The sequence below is a fragment of the Neorhizobium sp. T7_12 genome (genome assembly GCF_002968535.1).
Taxonomy (GTDB): domain Bacteria; phylum Pseudomonadota; class Alphaproteobacteria; order Rhizobiales; family Rhizobiaceae; genus Neorhizobium; species Neorhizobium tomejilense.
In genome coordinates this window covers 14955-29766 of sequence record NZ_PVBK01000003.1, presented here as the reverse complement: position 1 = coordinate 29766, position 14812 = coordinate 14955, and the positions used below count along the sequence as shown (strand labels likewise).

The following is a 14812-nucleotide window of genomic DNA, read 5'->3' as shown; positions in this document are numbered from 1 at the left end:
TTTGCTTTCTTCGGCCGCCGCTCGGCATGCTTAAGCCGGTTCCAGCGAGGATAATGCCACGATTATGTCCTTGGTTTCGACAATGGCGCTGGCGTAGCTCGGCATATTGATCTCCAAGGCAGCGTGCATCATTTCTTCGGAATAATCAGCGACCGCATCCTTTACCACGGTGACGTCGTAGCCGAGCTCCGCCGCGTAGCGGACCGTAGCTTCGATGCAAGTGTGAGCTACAAGACCAATCACGATGAGCCTCTGGATTCCGTGCCTCTTGAGCTCCAGATCGAGATCAGTGTTTGCAAAGCCGCTCGAGCACCAGTGTTCGGACGCGACGACCTCGCCCGGCAGGGGAACGAATTCGGCCCGGAACTCGCCGCCCCAGGTGCCAAATTCGAAGCTCTTTCGATGCCATGCCGCCCGCTGGATGGGCGCCACGAACTTCCAGTTTTCATAGTCGCCGACACGGTAGCGGTGATGCATGGCGAAGAAGACTCGTAATTTGGCGGCGCGGGCCGTGTCGAGGACCTGTAGCATATGGGGTACGCAGCCGTTTGCCTCGGCTACTTCCTTGATTCGAGGCCAGATCTTCCCACCTTCCGAGATGAAGTCGTTGTACGGATCGACAACAAGCAGCCCGGTGTTGCTTCGGTCATAGGATAGTTGTGTCATGAAAAGCTCCATTCACCTGTCAGGCCGCCTTAGTGGACGAAATGCTGCGAAGCGTGGCGCGCTCGATACTTGCTGCGAAGAGCGGCGTTTCCCCCTTGTTGTGCGCGATTGACATCGGCTGGCGTTGGGTTCGGAAGATGTCGAACGGGATACCCTGTCGATCGAGAAAAGCGAGCATTTCTGCTGTCGCATAGGATCGGACTCGGTTTGTGAATTCACACCGTGTCTCATCGAGTTTCTTGACGCTGAGTTCCCAGGTGACATGGATTGTGGTCCGACCAGTCGGAGTAAAAACGTCGGAGTCCGAGTCGAGGATCAAATGGTCCTTGTCGCCTAGGGTCTCGATATAATGCTGGACCATCAGGCTTCCGCCGATCGTCTCGACATTGATCGACATCCGTCTGCCGTCGGGCGCAGTGGTGGACCCCGCCGCGATGTGCGCCGGCGAGCAGCCCTGATATTCCTTCTCCGGTAAGCCGAAGCACCACGTCGGAATGTCGATGTATTCGATGGGAGCGTTGATGATTGCGGAAAAACTCGAGTCGACGATCTGGTTTTCGATGCTGTGCATGTGAGGTCTCCATGGCTTGTTTGGGTAATGGAATGCGACCGATCCAGCGGCTTCTTTGGGTAAGAGCGGGTGTGCAATCGCGATGCGTCAAGTTGCAGGCAGCTCAGGTGATCTGCGCGGATGCGATGCCGTCTAGGGATACGGCTTTGCCTACTTCTCGGCCAACGTCTCCGTGTAGTGACCGAGCCGGGCTTCGACGTCGGGATCTGTCTGCAGCCCCATCTCCATTAGCCGGCCAATATTCTTCTGCGCTACGGGGCGCTGTACCGAAGAGATGAACGCATCCCAACCAGCTCCGATCTCAGGATCGGTCGGCAGGCTTGCGAAATCGACCAGCCGTTTCGTGTCGGCGATCGCGTGACGGTCAAAACCGGAGATCCTTGCGGCGAGAGCGTCAACGAATGGATCAAGTTTGTCGTCATCGAACGAGCGGTTGACGTAGCCGTATTTTTCCGCGAGGTCGCCATTCACGTCGTCTGAGCCGAGAAGGACTTCCAGTGCGCGCCCGCGTCCCATAAGCCTTGGAAGGCGAGCCATCGGTCCGCCGCCCGGAACGAACCCGGCTCCGACTTCCCATTGCGAAAGGATCGCCTTTTCCCGGCTGGCAAACCGCATGTCGCTGGCAAGGGCAAGTTCGCTGCCGACGCCCGTGGCCCGTCCGCGGATCAACGCGATCGAGACCACCGGCGCCTTGCTGATGCGAACCAACATGTCGGGCAAGGGGTGCAGACCCGTTCGGCCGGCGGGAAGGCTGGTCGATTCTGCAAGCGGCGGCGTGAAGTTGTAGTGCGTGAGGAAGAAGCCTGGCACGGCGCTGTCGAAAACGACGACTCTGACGTCCGGATCGCTCTCGATCTCGGCAACGACCTTTTCCATCTGAGGAATTGTTTCCGGGCCGAAGATGTTGAAGGGAGGGTTGTCGAACGAGACGCGCCAGTAGGCGGGAGTACGCTTTTCGACCCTGATCTGCGGCCGTTCGCTTGTGGGCCACGATCTACTATTGGGCGGCTGATCTGCTTTTCCGGCGATCACGGCCTGATCGGAATAGGCGGGCGCGGCAAATAACAGAAGTGTAACCGCTGCTAGGAACTTAACTTTCCCGGCGGCAACGTCTATTGGCCTGGGCGGTGGGATCTTCATGAAAGCCTCCGTTTTGGGTTTAAAGAAGAGCATTCGTCAGTTTTCGATCTCGAAGACGAGCTCGATTTCGACCGGCATCCCTAGTGGCACACTGGAGACGCCGAGAACGATGCGGGGCGGGATTCGCTCTTGTCCGAAGACGCCGAGAAGCAGCTCGGAGGCGCCGTCGGCGACCTTTGGATGTTCCCGGAAATCGTCTGGTGCGGCGATGTACACGCCAAGCTTGGCTACGCGTCGTACCCGGTTCAGAGATCCAAGGTGGACACGCGCAGCTGCGAGCCCACTCAGGCAAGCTGCGCGCGCGGCGTCGTAACCCTCCGAGACCGAAAGGTTCCGACCGACAAGTCCCAGGTAGATTGGCTTGTGGTCGACGACGGGCAGCATCCCGCTGAGGAAGAGAAGTGGGCCGCACTGGACCGTTTCCACGTAGGCGCCGAACGGCGTCGGAGGAGCCGGAAGTACAAGAGACAGCTCCTGCAGGCGGGACTCCGCATCCACGGCTACCATTTTCCCAGATGTGCGCCGTTGTCGACGTGCAGCACCTCCCCGGTGATATTTGCGGCTTCGGTCAGGTAGATCACGCCGTCGACGATCTCCTGGACGGATGTGATCGTTCCCATCGGAGAAAGGGATTTCAGGAAATCTTTGGAATCGTGTTCATGCATCGGCGTGTCGACGATGCCGGGGGAAACGGCGTTCACTCGGATTTTATCCTTGGAAAACTCCATCGCGAGGCTCTTCGTGGCCGCATTTAGGCCGCCCTTGGTGATCATGGCGAGGGATGCTGTCACGCCGGCAATCGGGTGGTCCGTCAGCGACGTCGTGATGTTGACGATACTTCCTCCCGATGACTGGCGGAGCATCTGCCTGATGGCGTGCTTTGTGAAATAAATGAATCCATCGATATTCGTCGCGGACAGGCGCCGGAAATCGTCCATGGTGTATTCAAGGAACGGCTTAGTAACGAAAAGCCCCGCGTTGTTGACGAGCGCGTCCACCGATCCGAACTGTTGAATAGCCCGCTGCGTCACCCGCTCGGCCGTATTGGGATCGCCGACGTCACCAGCGAGAAGCTCAAGGCGGTCCGAGCGCTCAAATACGTCCGTGCCGGCAATGCGCCTCGATGTGCCGACAACGTTCCAGCCCTTGTCGAGGAACGTCCTCACGAGCCCCGCGCCGATGCCTTGGGAGGCTCCAGTTATCACCACTGTCTTGCGAATGCTCATCCTCTACCTCCGTTGCACGACGCGACATTCTTTCGGTTCGCCGCCGTCAGCGGCGGCGCCCACCGGTTTCGCCATCGCTAAGCCGGCCATCATGCGGGAGCGGTGCGGAAAGTCTCCAACGCTCTTCCGAGACCTTCACGCCAAATGGGACTGGGACGCTATTGTACGAAGGTGTCCTCGATACCTTCGGATCGGGTGACAACGCCCAGGGATACCAAGGTGCAATAGATGTCGGCGGCGGCGGGAGAGTATTCCTCCGATGGCATACGACTGGAGCTCCCTATGGCACGCTGGAACGACCGCCGAATCCTCGACCTCTTCGGAATTGATCTGCCAATCATCCAGGCGCCGATGGCGGGAGCGACAACCGTCGAAATGGTGGTGGCGGTATCCAACTCTGGCGGTCTAGGTTCGCTTCCGAGTGCACAATATTCGGTCGAGCAATTGCGCGAAGCTCTCTGTCGCATCAAGAGCAGGACGTCCGCTCCAATCAACATCAATTTCTTCAGCCACGTGACGCCGACCCAGGATCCTGTGGCACAGATTCGGTGGCGTTCGATGCTTGCACCCTATTACGTGGAGCACGGTCTCGATCCTTCCGAGCCAGTTGCCGGTGCCGGACGTGCCCCCTTCGACAGCACCTTCTGCGAGGTGGTCGAAGAGTTCCGCCCGAAGGTCGTCAGCTTCCACTTTGGGCTTCCGGTACGGCATCTGGTCGATCGCGTGAAGGCCACCGGCGCGAAGGTCGTTTCTTCGGCGACGACCGTTGAGGAAGCCGCCTGGCTCGAGGCAAATGAAGTGGATGCGATAGTTGCCATGGGATTCGAGGCCGGTGGCCATCGCGGCAACTTTCTCACCCAGGACATGTCCACGCAGGTGGGCACGATCGCTCTGGTCCCGCAGGTCGTCGATGCGGTGAGGGTTCCGGTCATCGCGGCCGGTGGAATTTCGGATGGCAGGGGCGTAGCGGCGGCCTTGATGCTAGGCGCTGCCGCGGCTCAGGTAGGAACCGCTTACCTGCTCTGTCCGGAGGCGAAAATTCCGGCCGTTCATGCGCGAGCACTCGCGTCGGCCACCGACGACAATACCGCCATCACGAACGTCTTCACGGGACGGCCAGCGCGGGGCATCATGAATCGGATCATGCGTGAGCTCGGGCCACTTTCCGCGAGTGTACCGCCGTTTCCGACAGCGGGCGCTGCGCTCGCATCCATTCGGGTGAAAGCGGAAGCCGCTGAAAGGGACGATTTTACCAACTTATGGTCGGGGCAGGCCGCGCGACTGGCAAAGCGCTTGCCTGCACACGAGCTGACTCGGGCGCTGTTCGATGACGCGTTGACCGTTTTCAGCGCGCGCTCCGGAGCCTCCTGATGGCAACGCTTCGCGGCAGGTAGTTTCCCTGTCGATGAACGTATGCGGCGGGTGCTCCAACCCATCTGAGAAGGTATCGGTGGCGATCCCTTTCGACGGATAAGGCTGCCGGCGGGGCGGGAACCGCCTCAACGTAAACTCAGATTCGTTCGGACCGGAGGTCGAACCATGTCCCATCGCATCAAAAAGCCCCTCGTCATTGTACTTGCCGGATCGGCGTCGCTCGCAATCGCGATGGGGGTTGGCAGGTTCGCCTTTACACCGATCCTGCCAATTATGCTGCACGACGGTGTTCTGGACCTTCAAGTTGCGGGCAAGCTCGCGACGGCCAACTACATCGGATATCTGATTGGTGCTCTTGCCGCGATGATGGTGCCAAAGAAGTGGGGCCACACGCCTGTTATAAGGGTAGCGCTCGCCATGACGGTCATTCTCACGGCTCTCATGGCGTTGCCCGTGCCCTCCATCTGGACCGCACTCAGGTTCCTGGCCGGCGTCGCGTCGGCAGTGGGATTCGTGTTCACGTCTGGCTGGTGCTTGGCGGAGCTGTCCGAAACTTCCGGCTCCATTGGTAGCGCAATTTATACAGGGCCTGGCGCCGGTATCGCGCTGTCCGGCGTGGCAGCGAGTATCATGGGTGCCGCTGGGTTCAGCGCCCAATCGAGCTGGGTGATGTTCGCGGCGATGTCGGCCATCGTAAGCGCCATCATCTGGGGAATCTTCGGAGACAAGATCAAGACGATCGAACCCTACAACCTGGGATCTGCGCGGGTCTCATCGGGTAGAGTTCCCCGCGCTGAAATGCCGTTGTTCGCGGTCGCCTATGGATTGGCCGGATTTGGATACATAATCACCGCAACCTACCTTCCTGTGATAGCAAAGAACGCCGTTCCGGGTTCGCCTCTTCTTACCGTCTTCTGGCCCCTGTTCGGTCTTTTCGCGGTGGCCGGCTCGCTATTGGCGGCGCGCGTGAGGAAGAGCACCGATGCCCGGCTCTACCTCATCGGCTCCTATCTGGTACAGGCTGCTGGCGTCGCCTTGTCCGTTGTTTGGCAGGGCGCCTTGGGGTTCGCTGTGAGCAGCGCCCTCGTAGGCCTCCCTTTTACGGCGATAAGCTTCTTTGCGATGAACGAGGTGAGGAGGATCCGATCCGCTCATCACGCGCAATACATGGGATTGCTGACGGCCCTGTTTGCAATCGGGCAGATCATGGGACCTCCCGCCGTCGGCTCGATCTTGAGCCATGAGACCAGCGTCGAGGCCGGATTTGCTTTGGCACTAGGTATCGCCAGTATCACCCTCGTCGTCGGCGCAGGAATATTCGTATTGATGATCATACTGTTCCCAGCAGAAGGAAACCGCCGTAGACATGAAATCCGCTAGCTGATTTCGGAGTCATTCTCGAGGCGAAGTGTCGCTGCCATGTTGACAAGCTCAGGAAGGGACCGAGCGGCCATCTTTCGCATCACCTGGCCACGATGCGCCTTGACCGTAATCTCGCTGATATTGAGTTCGAAGGCGACTTGTTTGTTCAAAAGACCCTTGACCACGCGTACCATCACCTCGCGCTCGCGCCGCGTGAGAGCGTCGTAACAACGTTGCAGTCGAAGCAACTCTTCGCTTTCGCGCAAAAGCACCTCGCTTCGTGACAGCGCGGACTGTATCGCGTCCAGAAGCGCGGCGGAGTCGATCGGCTTCGTGAGAAAGTCCAAGGCGCCGCCTTTAAGAGCTCTGACGGTCATGGGAACGTCCCCGAACCCGGAAACGAATATTATGGGCATCCTCTTGCCGCTGACACTGATCATGCTCTGGAGGTCCAGACCATTCAAACCGGGCATATTGACATCAAGAACGAGGCAACTCGGCGCCGATGTCGGAGGCGCTTCAAGAAAGGCCTGCGCGGATTCGAACAGAAGCGGCTGCCACCCTGCTGATGTGATCAACAGCTCAAGAGACTCTCTGACTGAGATATCGTCATCGACTACGAAGACGGTCGGCAACCCGATTGCGTCGAGAGATGTGGGAGTAGCATCAATCATTGCTGAGATCATCCGATACATGTGCTTCCTCCGCGAAGAAGGCGCCAAAGTGGTCGTCCAGGGGAGGTACTCCACCAAAACGCGACGTCGACGACAACGCCTCTACACCCAGATCTTCGGCGATCCACCGAGCGAGATTGCACCGCATTTCCCGAAAGTCCATTGTACAATGGTATCGACGGCTCGACCTGGGCTTCTGCCCAGACACCGCCATACCCATGATATCCGCCGACAGAACTCCCGCAAAAGCATAAGCCCCGATTGCCGCAGATTTTCAGCGACCTGATGACACCTTGGTACAATGGATCAGCCCGGTATTCTCGGCCATCTTGGCTCTATGTCGTGGGCCCCGAAGCATGGCGCACGACCGACGAATGGTCACCGGAACCCCCAGCATCGGCGGCAGCCGCGCGGTCACTGCGGGGGCTTCATTGAACACACGAGGAGACTGCCGATGAACTGGCATCTGACAGAGGTTGACGGAGACGAGACGAAGCGGGGGGATGGTGGCCCGTTGGACGCGCTGATCGAGTTCTACCGGGCCTTCAATGCAGCTGATCTCGCGGGGCTGAGAGCCGTGTGGCTCGGAGGGGCGGAGCCCAGCATGGACAACCCGATAGGTGGGATTCGCCGCGGGTGGGAGCAGATCGCTGAAGGCTATTCAAAACTCTTCGAAGGGCAGGCGAAGGTCCAGGTCGCCTTCCACGACTTCACGAGCCAGGGCGCTGACGACTGGCATCTCTTCGTCGGCCGCGAACGTGGAGCGTGCAGGACGCCAAAGGAGGCGCTCGACGTCGCCTTCCGTACTACGCGCTGGTTCGTGCGGAAGGACGGCTCTTGGCGACAGCTTCATCATCACGGGTCTGTAGAGGACCCCAAGATGCTAGCGGATTACAGAAGATTGATCTTTGGATAGAAAAAGACGGGAGCACCGATATACGTCGGCGCTCTCCCAACCCTTGATCGAGATCCCCCTTGACCTCATTCCGAGGTAAGGCCGTATTTGTGGCGAATGATTGGGGCAACCGCTGTGCCGAGCAGGTCGATTGATCGGCGCATCGCTTCAACCTCCAGCGCGGCAGTGCTCATCTGGAGAGTGATGCGAGAAACCCCTCCCAGTATCCTGTCAACATGCAGCATCTTCGCCGTGACCGTTTGTGGGCTACCGACCAGGAACGCGCCATCTGGGCCGCACATATGTTCGAACTGCGCGCGTGTCGGCGCCGACCAGCCCCGTTCTTTTGCTGCTTCCGTAAACATTTGAAACCAGCCGGGGAAGAACGCTTCTTTGGCAGACTCATCGGTATCAGCGACGAAGCCGAGAGCATGTACGCCGATCGTCTGATTCTCAGGCGGATGGCCGGCGGCAAGCCACGCGCGGCGATAGAGTTCGACCAGTGGCAGAAAGCGCTCAAAGCTCCCGCCGATGATGGCCACCATTAGCGGCAACCCGAGCGTTCCAGCGCGCACGAAAGATGTGGGCGTCCCGCCGACGCCCAGCCAGATCGGCAACGTGGTTTGGTGCGGGCGAGGGAAGATACCCTCGCCGTTGAGTGAAGGACGAAAGCGGCCTTGCCACTTGAAACTGGGTTGCTCTCTGATTTTCAGCAGCAGGTCGAGTTTTTCGACAAAAAGCGCTTCATAGTCCCGCAAGTCGAAGCCGAAAAGCGGATAGGCCTCCACGGACGATCCGCGGCCCACGACAATTTCCGCTCGTCCGCGGGATATGAGGTCCAGGGTCGAAAACTCCTGAAAAACGCGCACGGGATCGGCGGCGCTGAGGACAGCGACAGCGCTTGTCAGTCTGATCGACTTCGTACGTGCGGCGGCAGCCGACAGGATCAGAGCAGGCGCTGAATCAAGGGCGTTCGCACGATGATGCTCGCCTATTCCGAAAACGTCCAAGCCTACTTGATCCGCCAGTTCAACCTCGACAAGTACACTCTCCATGCGATCGACGGCTGACTGCAATCGGCCCGTTGCAGGGTCGGTCAGCAGCATCGCAAAACTATCGATACCGATCTCCAATGATGAAGTCCTTTCAAGGTGTGGTTGCCGCCACAGCTCCGCAACCTCTTCGGCGGCAAGCGCGCCTCTCATCACACAGCGGGCGAGCGTCGCGCTAGCCTATACTTTGCGATTAAAGCCATCGAGATATTCGATAGGTGATTGGTGATTGGCGTCTACGTCAACCCGCCGCCCACGTCTTCGTCACGCCCAGGAATCGACGTCCCGTACCGCTTCGGCGAAAGCCTTCGGGGCTTCTTGAGGAAGATTGTGGCCGATCCCACCCGATACCAAGCGGTGCTGGTACTTCGCTTTGAACTTTCCAGCGTAGGCCTTCGGATCGGGATGAGGCGCGCCGTTGGCGTCGCCTTCCATCGTGATTGCCGGCACCAGGATGTCGGGACCGGCCGCCAGTTTGGTTTCGAACTCGTCGAACCGCTTCTCTCCTTCTGTCAGTCCCAGCCGCCAACGATAGTTGTGCACGACGATGGCGACGTGGTCTGGGTTGGAAAATGCTGCAGCGCTTCGTTCAAAAATCGCATTGTCAAATCTCCAACTTGGAGAAGCGAGTTGCCAGATCAGCTTTGCAAAGTCGTTGGTATATTTCTCGTACCCGTCTCGCCCCCGGTCCGTCGCGAAGTAGTACTGATACCACCACTGGAGTTCGGCGGACGGCGGCAACGGCGCCTTTCCGGCGGCTTGGTTCCCGATCAGATAGCCGCTGACTGACACCAGACCCTTGCATCGTTGAGGCCAGAGCGCGGCAACGATATCGGCCGTTCGCGCGCCCCAGTCGAAGCCGGCGACCGTAGCCTTGTCGATGCTCAGAGCGTCCATCAATTTGATAGCGTCCACCGCAAGCGCCGACTGCTGCCCATTGCGCATTGTATCCTTCGACAGGAACTTGGTGCTTCCGTATCCGCGCAGGTGCGGCACGATCACACGATAACCCTGGTTTGCCAGCAATGGGGCCACTTCGGCGAAGCTGTTGATGTCGTATGGCCAGCCATGGAAGAGGAGAATCGGCGACCCGTCGCTTGGCCCAAGCTCGACATATCCGACATTGAGGTCTCCGGCGTCGATATGTCTGTCGGCACTGAGTCCAGGCCGCGGGGCGTTAGCAGTCTTGTCTGCACCCTTGGCCCGTCTCGCAAGGATTGCCGCCCCCGTCAGTCCGAGTGCAACTCCGCTGAAGGACCTGCGTGTGAGGTTGGTCGGCTTGAGATTTGGCATGACTGCTTTCTCCGATGATGAACGTTGATAGCGCCTTCCGAAGTTCTGTTCGGAGGAAGGTACGCTCTCGGAGCTTGGGATAAGCGGGGCATGCTCGATAGTGGACGAAGGTCTCGGGTATACCAACGTATGGCCCAACGCCTATGCGCAGAATCGCTTTTGCTGCCGTTGACTATAGTAATCTTGGGACGGCTGGCGATACCTAAGTGCAATGGCGGCTATTGTCACCCGCGTGGAGTGTCGTTGCATCAACACCACCTTTCCGACCGACACTAAGGTCTCGGCGATACCAAGGTGCAACTGCAATATACTTCCGTCTTCGTTAGTTGCTGGAGTGCAGCCGTCTCGCTGTGGAACAGGATTGGAAGGAACCGAACGATGAAAATCCTCATGGTATTTACCTCGCATGACATCCTCGGAAGCACTGGGCGCAAAACGGGCTTCTGGCTCGAGGAGGGCGCCGCGCCCTATTATGTCTTTCGCGATGCGGGTGCCGATTTGACACTCGTGTCACCAAAGGGCGGTCAACCCCCGATCGATCCAAAAAGCGATCTGCCGGAGAACCAGACCGCTGCCATGGCAAGATTCAAGGAGGATAGGGCTGCGCAAAAAGTATTCGCGACCACCAAGATGTTGAGCGAAGTGCGCTCCGACGATTTCGATGCAGTATTTTATCCTGGCGGCCATGGTCCGATGTGGGACCTCGTGGACAATCCCGAATCGATCAAGCTCATCGAGTCCTTCTACAACTCCGGAAAACCGGTCGCGGCGGTCTGCCACGCACCTGCCGTGTTGCATCGCGTGACCTATCAGGGTGCTTCGATCGTCAAGGGCAAGAGGGTGACGGGCTTTACCAACACTGAGGAGGAAGAGGTCCAATTGACGAAGGTCGTACCGTTCCTCGTGGAGGACGAGCTCAAACGGCTCGGCGGCCTTTACGAGAAGAAGCCGAATTGGGAAAGCCTCGCCATTACAGACGGCAGGCTGATCACCGGACAGAATCCAGCATCTTCGACCGCCGGCGCCCAGGCGTTGATCAAGTTGCTCAACGAGATGAAGGCGAGCGTCACGAGCGCCGCCTGACCCCGGAGTAGAACAGAGTGGAGTGGGGCCGCAAAGACATATTTGCGGCCTAAGAGTCTGTCCCAGAATAGGGCTGAGCGATCGGGTCGATAATGATTCCGCGAAGATGTCTGCGGCCAGAGCGTCACGGACGCGTGATCGTGTTGGGCATGGCAAGCGTAGCAGGTGAGGCATGACGCTGCTCACTGACGCTCTACGGGCCTCTAGTGGATTGTCTTCGAAACTATTTATCCCCATGTGTGCGGAATCAGCCGTCAACGAGCGGCCGATAATCACAAAATAAACGAAAGCGATATACGAATGACCGACGACCAAGGCATCGTAATGATCAACGTCTTTACCGTCAGCCCGGACGATCAAGATAGGCTTGTGGACCTTTTGACATCCGCAACGAGCGGCGTGGTGGATCAAGCGCCTGGCTTCATTTCAGCAGCACTGCACAAAAGTGTCGACGGTACCAAAGTCGCCATGTATGCGAGGTGGAGAAGCGCCGCCGACTATGAGGCCATGCGTGCCGACCCTAGGCCGTTGCCCTACCTCAAGGAAGCACTGGGTTTCTCCACATTTGAGCCCGGTATGTACCGTGTCGAGCGTGCGTTCTCTCCTTCCGTATAGCAGTCCTATCTTTTCACACGATGAAACGATTATCTGACGGCAGCGCCATTGTCGGCTTGGGCTGAGGCTGTGCGACTCGCCGGAACCGTAGTTGATCCCGAAGAGTCTGCCGGGTATTCATGAGTGGCGCGCGATGCGTCGGACAAGCGTCATGATGGATGCGGCATAAAGGAAAGCCTTTGCTGACTTGATGGTCGATTCCAGATCCTTCCAGAGCCGGCGGTTGCGACTGATCCAAGCGAAGAAGTGTTCAACGACCCACCGCTTTGGATGAACAGCGAAGCCGACCTGATCCTTCGGCTTTCGGACTATTTCACCATCGGCGAGCGTCGGATTTCGTCTGTGCCCTGAGACATATACCTCCGCCCATCGCGCAAACTTGTCTCGCGACATGAGGTGATATCGGTCCTACTTAGGTATGGCCGATACCTAGGTTCAACTGCCATCCTAGCAGGCGATCGACATACTCGTCTCCACCCCCGCCGTCCCGGCGTGGCCGAAACCGGAGAAGAAGACGATGTTCCATGACGACAGGCGATCAGGTTCCGGGTTTCCGAGCATCGCAATCATATTGGCAATCGCGGTTCTGCTGATAGCACTTGTCCTAGGGACGCGGCCTGTGCCTGCAACCCGCGTCTGTTTCCCCGCGGATCCAGGAGAATTCGGGTCGGAGGAGCATAGGGCGCGGGCGAAAGGCGCTCTGCTCCGGGTAGATTGCCATTTCGTAGGGCCAGTCTGAGAAAAGCATTCCGGCGAAAATCGATGCTGCTACAGTTTAGTCAAGGCGAGCGATCACTGGGTCGCCGAGGTTCCACGATCTCTGGAGATCGAGAAGTCTCGGATGCCAGGCCGAGGAGCTAAGCTCAACGATCAGGGGCGGTACCTTGTCCAACGGATTCACGGCCGGGCCGCGCTCGCCAAGACTCGTGCGACGTCTCCATCCGCAAAACGAGAATGGTTCGCTCGGTCGATTGGAGCGACCGACATCCAGACTGCTATCGGAGCGCTGCTGGTAGAAGAGCGCTCGGAAAATCTTGGTATGATACGGGCCTCAAAAACCTGTAGATCGCAAGTGTTCCGACCGAGGTGGACCTACCGTCTGCGGTCGCCGGATAGGGGCCGCCATGAACCATCGCAGGCGACACCTCGACGCCGGTTCCGAAACCATTCACCAGAAGTCGGCCGGCAAGCATCTCAAGCTTTGGCACCAGACGGCGCGCTTCAACTTCGTCTTCATCCGTGACGTGAAGCGCTACCGTGAGCTGCCCCTCGAGATTATCGATCACGCTCTCGAGCTGAGAAAGGTCCTCGCAACGGACAATCAGTCCGGCAGCTCCGAACACTTCGTCCTGAAGCTCGTTGTGAGCGAGAAACGCCCGCGCCGACGTTTCGAAAAGTGCGGCCGAACCTTGGAACGTGCTTCCGGCCTTGCCTGAGGCCACCACGCGGACCTCCGGATGCTGCCGGAGCCTGGCGATCCCTTCGCCGTAAGCCTTCGCGATCGATGGCGTCAGCATCGCCTGAGCATCGACGTCTGGCAGCAGCTCGCCCGCCTTCGCGATGAAGACGTCAAGTCCCTTGCCGTCTACGGCAAGGATGAGGCCGGGATTCGTGCAGAATTGACCAGCGCCAAGGACTAGAGATGCCACGAATGAGGAGGCAATGTCGGTAGCCCGAGTCTCCAGGGCGTGGGGAAACAGAATGACGGGATTGATGCTGCTCATCTCGGCATAGACCGGGATGGGCTGCTTGCGCCGGGATGCGATCTCCATCAGCGCGGTGCCGCCTCTGCGGGAGCCAGTGAAGCCCACCGCCCGTATCCTGGAGTCGGCCACGAGCTTCTGCCCGACCTCAAAGCCGGCGTCGAACAGAAGCGCGAAAACACCCGTATGAAGACCTGCGCCGGATACAGCGCGCTGCACCGCTCGGCCGACCAGTTCGGAGGTACCGGGATGCGCAGAATGTGCTTTCACAACCACCGGACAGCCGGCGGCGAGGGCCGAAGCCGTATCGCCGCCTGCGACCGAGAAGGCGAGGGGAAAGTTGGATGCTCCAAACACCGCGACCGGACCGATCGGAACGTTTCTCAACTTGAGATCCGGTTTGGGGACCGGCGTGCGGGAAGGATCACCCGGATCGAAACGAAGCTCTTGGAAGCGCCCATCCCGAACTTCCCGAGCGAATAGACGGAGCTGCCCGGTCGTTCGTGCACGTTCTCCTTCCAGTCTTCCGCGAGCAAGGCCCGTTTCCGCCATCGCGCGCACGATGAGTTCATCGCCGATCGCCTCGATCTCCTGGGCGATCCTTTCGAGGAAACCAGCTCGGGTCTCAAGATCAGTTTCACGGTAGGAGTTGAAGGCTTCCCAAGCGTGCCCAGCGGCTCGCTCGACGTCCTCCACAGACGCTCCGCCGAACGAAACGGCAAGCGAGTTTCCGGTCGCCGCGTCGATACCGTGGAATTCGCCATTCGAGCCGCGTTTTTCCGATCCCGCGATTAGCAGGTTTCCGTTGAGGGTCATGGTAGATTTCCTTTCAGATCGCAGACCTCGATATAGGAAGCCCGCCGGCTCGTGTCACTACTGCCGCCTACTCTCCATCGAGCGGTGCCCGCCGATGGTTGAGGACGTTGGCGGAACGATCGCTTTCGCATAACCTGCAGCACAAAAAAGGAAGGCCGTCTCCAGGAGGATGGAAACGGCCTTCGCGGACCATGAGGTCCGCGCGCTCCAGCGGAGGGGAGGACGCGGGAGCGCTGTCGCTACTTGAGCTGTCGCTCTGTGGAGGAGGAGGCGACATTCAGAGCTTAAATCGTTGAGCGGATTTGTATAATTGCACATAGGTATCGGTCGGCATCGGCGGTG

At 58.9% G+C, this 14812-nt stretch carries 14 protein-coding genes and 1 pseudogene; 5 read left to right on the top strand and 10 right to left on the bottom strand.

Translation table 11 applies throughout. From position 1 onward, the window contains the following. Window positions 1-30: 30 nt before the first annotated feature. From C5J26_RS09140 to C5J26_RS09120, 5 genes are all read right to left on the bottom strand, one after another. On the bottom strand, window positions 31-666 hold the full coding sequence (locus C5J26_RS09140; protein ID WP_105401858.1) for an isochorismatase family cysteine hydrolase: 636 nt from the start codon (window positions 664-666) through the stop codon (window positions 31-33). A 19-nt stretch (window positions 667-685) separates the two neighbouring features. Continuing rightward, a complete protein-coding gene (locus C5J26_RS09135; RefSeq protein ID WP_105401483.1) occupies window positions 686-1237 on the bottom strand; it encodes a hypothetical protein in 552 nt (183 codons plus the stop codon). Between the two features lie 150 nt (window positions 1238-1387). Beyond that, the gene (locus tag C5J26_RS09130; protein WP_105401857.1) at window positions 1388-2377 is read right to left on the bottom strand and encodes an enoyl-CoA hydratase/isomerase family protein; all 990 of its coding nucleotides are present in this window, start codon (window positions 2375-2377) and stop codon (window positions 1388-1390) included. A 36-nt stretch (window positions 2378-2413) separates the two neighbouring features. After that, window positions 2414-2884, bottom strand: a complete 471-nt coding sequence (locus tag C5J26_RS09125) for a RidA family protein (protein WP_105401482.1) — start codon at window positions 2882-2884, stop codon at window positions 2414-2416. After that, window positions 2878-3603, bottom strand: coding sequence for an SDR family NAD(P)-dependent oxidoreductase (locus tag C5J26_RS09120; protein WP_105401481.1), 726 nt, complete (start codon window positions 3601-3603; stop codon window positions 2878-2880). The genes C5J26_RS09125 and C5J26_RS09120 overlap by 7 nt, the downstream gene beginning before the upstream one ends. A 282-nt stretch (window positions 3604-3885) precedes the next feature. On the opposite strand from C5J26_RS09120, the gene C5J26_RS09115 reads away from it, so the two are divergent. After that, window positions 3886-4974, top strand: coding sequence for a nitronate monooxygenase family protein (locus C5J26_RS09115; protein ID WP_105401480.1), 1089 nt, complete (start codon window positions 3886-3888; stop codon window positions 4972-4974). Window positions 4975-5142: 168 nt separating this feature from the next. Next, window positions 5143-6357, top strand: coding sequence for a YbfB/YjiJ family MFS transporter (locus C5J26_RS09110; RefSeq protein ID WP_105401479.1), 1215 nt, complete (start codon window positions 5143-5145; stop codon window positions 6355-6357). Here C5J26_RS09110 and C5J26_RS09105 read toward each other — a convergent pair. Then, window positions 6354-7034, bottom strand: a complete 681-nt coding sequence (locus C5J26_RS09105; RefSeq protein ID WP_105401478.1) for a response regulator transcription factor — start codon at window positions 7032-7034, stop codon at window positions 6354-6356. The genes C5J26_RS09110 and C5J26_RS09105 overlap by 4 nt on opposite strands. Before the next feature lie 433 nt (window positions 7035-7467). Here C5J26_RS09105 and C5J26_RS09100 point away from each other — a divergent pair, with 433 nt between their 5' ends. Further along, window positions 7468-7929: a nuclear transport factor 2 family protein gene (locus C5J26_RS09100; protein ID WP_105401477.1), complete on the top strand. Its 462-nt coding sequence runs from the start codon at window positions 7468-7470 to the stop codon at window positions 7927-7929. Between the two features lie 65 nt (window positions 7930-7994). Here the strand turns inward: C5J26_RS09100 and C5J26_RS09095 are convergent, their stop codons facing one another. Both C5J26_RS09095 and C5J26_RS09090 read right to left on the bottom strand, forming a co-directional pair. After that, on the bottom strand, window positions 7995-9041 hold the full coding sequence (locus C5J26_RS09095; protein ID WP_105401856.1) for an LLM class flavin-dependent oxidoreductase: 1047 nt from the start codon (window positions 9039-9041) through the stop codon (window positions 7995-7997). Between the two features lie 183 nt (window positions 9042-9224). After that, entirely contained in the window at window positions 9225-10253 is a 1029-nt protein-coding gene (locus C5J26_RS09090) for an alpha/beta fold hydrolase (RefSeq protein WP_105401476.1), read from the bottom strand. A 378-nt stretch (window positions 10254-10631) separates the two neighbouring features. Between C5J26_RS09090 and C5J26_RS09085 the strand changes: the two genes are divergently transcribed. Next, entirely contained in the window at window positions 10632-11336 is a 705-nt protein-coding gene (locus C5J26_RS09085) for a type 1 glutamine amidotransferase domain-containing protein (RefSeq protein WP_105401475.1), read from the top strand. Between the two features lie 300 nt (window positions 11337-11636). Beyond that, on the top strand, window positions 11637-11951 hold the full coding sequence (locus C5J26_RS09080) for an antibiotic biosynthesis monooxygenase (RefSeq protein ID WP_105401474.1): 315 nt from the start codon (window positions 11637-11639) through the stop codon (window positions 11949-11951). A 117-nt stretch (window positions 11952-12068) separates the two neighbouring features. Here the strand turns inward: C5J26_RS09080 and C5J26_RS09075 are convergent. Both C5J26_RS09075 and C5J26_RS09070 read right to left on the bottom strand, forming a co-directional pair. Further along, a pseudogene (locus C5J26_RS09075) lies at window positions 12069-12263 on the bottom strand (transposase); the annotation flags it as partial. Window positions 12264-12946: 683 nt separating this feature from the next. After that, window positions 12947-14470, bottom strand: coding sequence for an aldehyde dehydrogenase (NADP(+)) (locus tag C5J26_RS09070; protein ID WP_105401473.1), 1524 nt, complete (start codon window positions 14468-14470; stop codon window positions 12947-12949). Window positions 14471-14812: the final 342 nt, after the last annotated feature.

Coding starts and splice junctions, on each gene's coding strand:
- C5J26_RS09135 (WP_105401483.1), bottom strand. CDS start 1,237: ATGCACAGCATCGAAAACCAGATCGTCGACTCGAGTTTTTCCGCAATC.
- C5J26_RS09130 (WP_105401857.1), bottom strand. CDS start 2,377: ATGAAGATCCCACCGCCCAGGCCAATAGACGTTGCCGCCGGGAAAGTT.
- C5J26_RS09105 (WP_105401478.1), bottom strand. CDS start 7,034: ATGTATCGGATGATCTCAGCAATGATTGATGCTACTCCCACATCTCTC.
- C5J26_RS09085 (WP_105401475.1), top strand. CDS start 10,632: ATGAAAATCCTCATGGTATTTACCTCGCATGACATCCTCGGAAGCACT.
- C5J26_RS09090 (WP_105401476.1), bottom strand. CDS start 10,253: ATGCCAAATCTCAAGCCGACCAACCTCACACGCAGGTCCTTCAGCGGA.
- C5J26_RS09070 (WP_105401473.1), bottom strand. CDS start 14,470: ATGACCCTCAACGGAAACCTGCTAATCGCGGGATCGGAAAAACGCGGC.
- C5J26_RS09120 (WP_105401481.1), bottom strand. CDS start 3,603: ATGAGCATTCGCAAGACAGTGGTGATAACTGGAGCCTCCCAAGGCATC.
- C5J26_RS09115 (WP_105401480.1), top strand. CDS start 3,886: ATGGCACGCTGGAACGACCGCCGAATCCTCGACCTCTTCGGAATTGAT.
- C5J26_RS09110 (WP_105401479.1), top strand. CDS start 5,143: ATGTCCCATCGCATCAAAAAGCCCCTCGTCATTGTACTTGCCGGATCG.
- C5J26_RS09140 (WP_105401858.1), bottom strand. CDS start 666: ATGACACAACTATCCTATGACCGAAGCAACACCGGGCTGCTTGTTGTC.
- C5J26_RS09100 (WP_105401477.1), top strand. CDS start 7,468: ATGAACTGGCATCTGACAGAGGTTGACGGAGACGAGACGAAGCGGGGG.
- C5J26_RS09080 (WP_105401474.1), top strand. CDS start 11,637: ATGACCGACGACCAAGGCATCGTAATGATCAACGTCTTTACCGTCAGC.
- C5J26_RS09125 (WP_105401482.1), bottom strand. CDS start 2,884: ATGGTAGCCGTGGATGCGGAGTCCCGCCTGCAGGAGCTGTCTCTTGTA.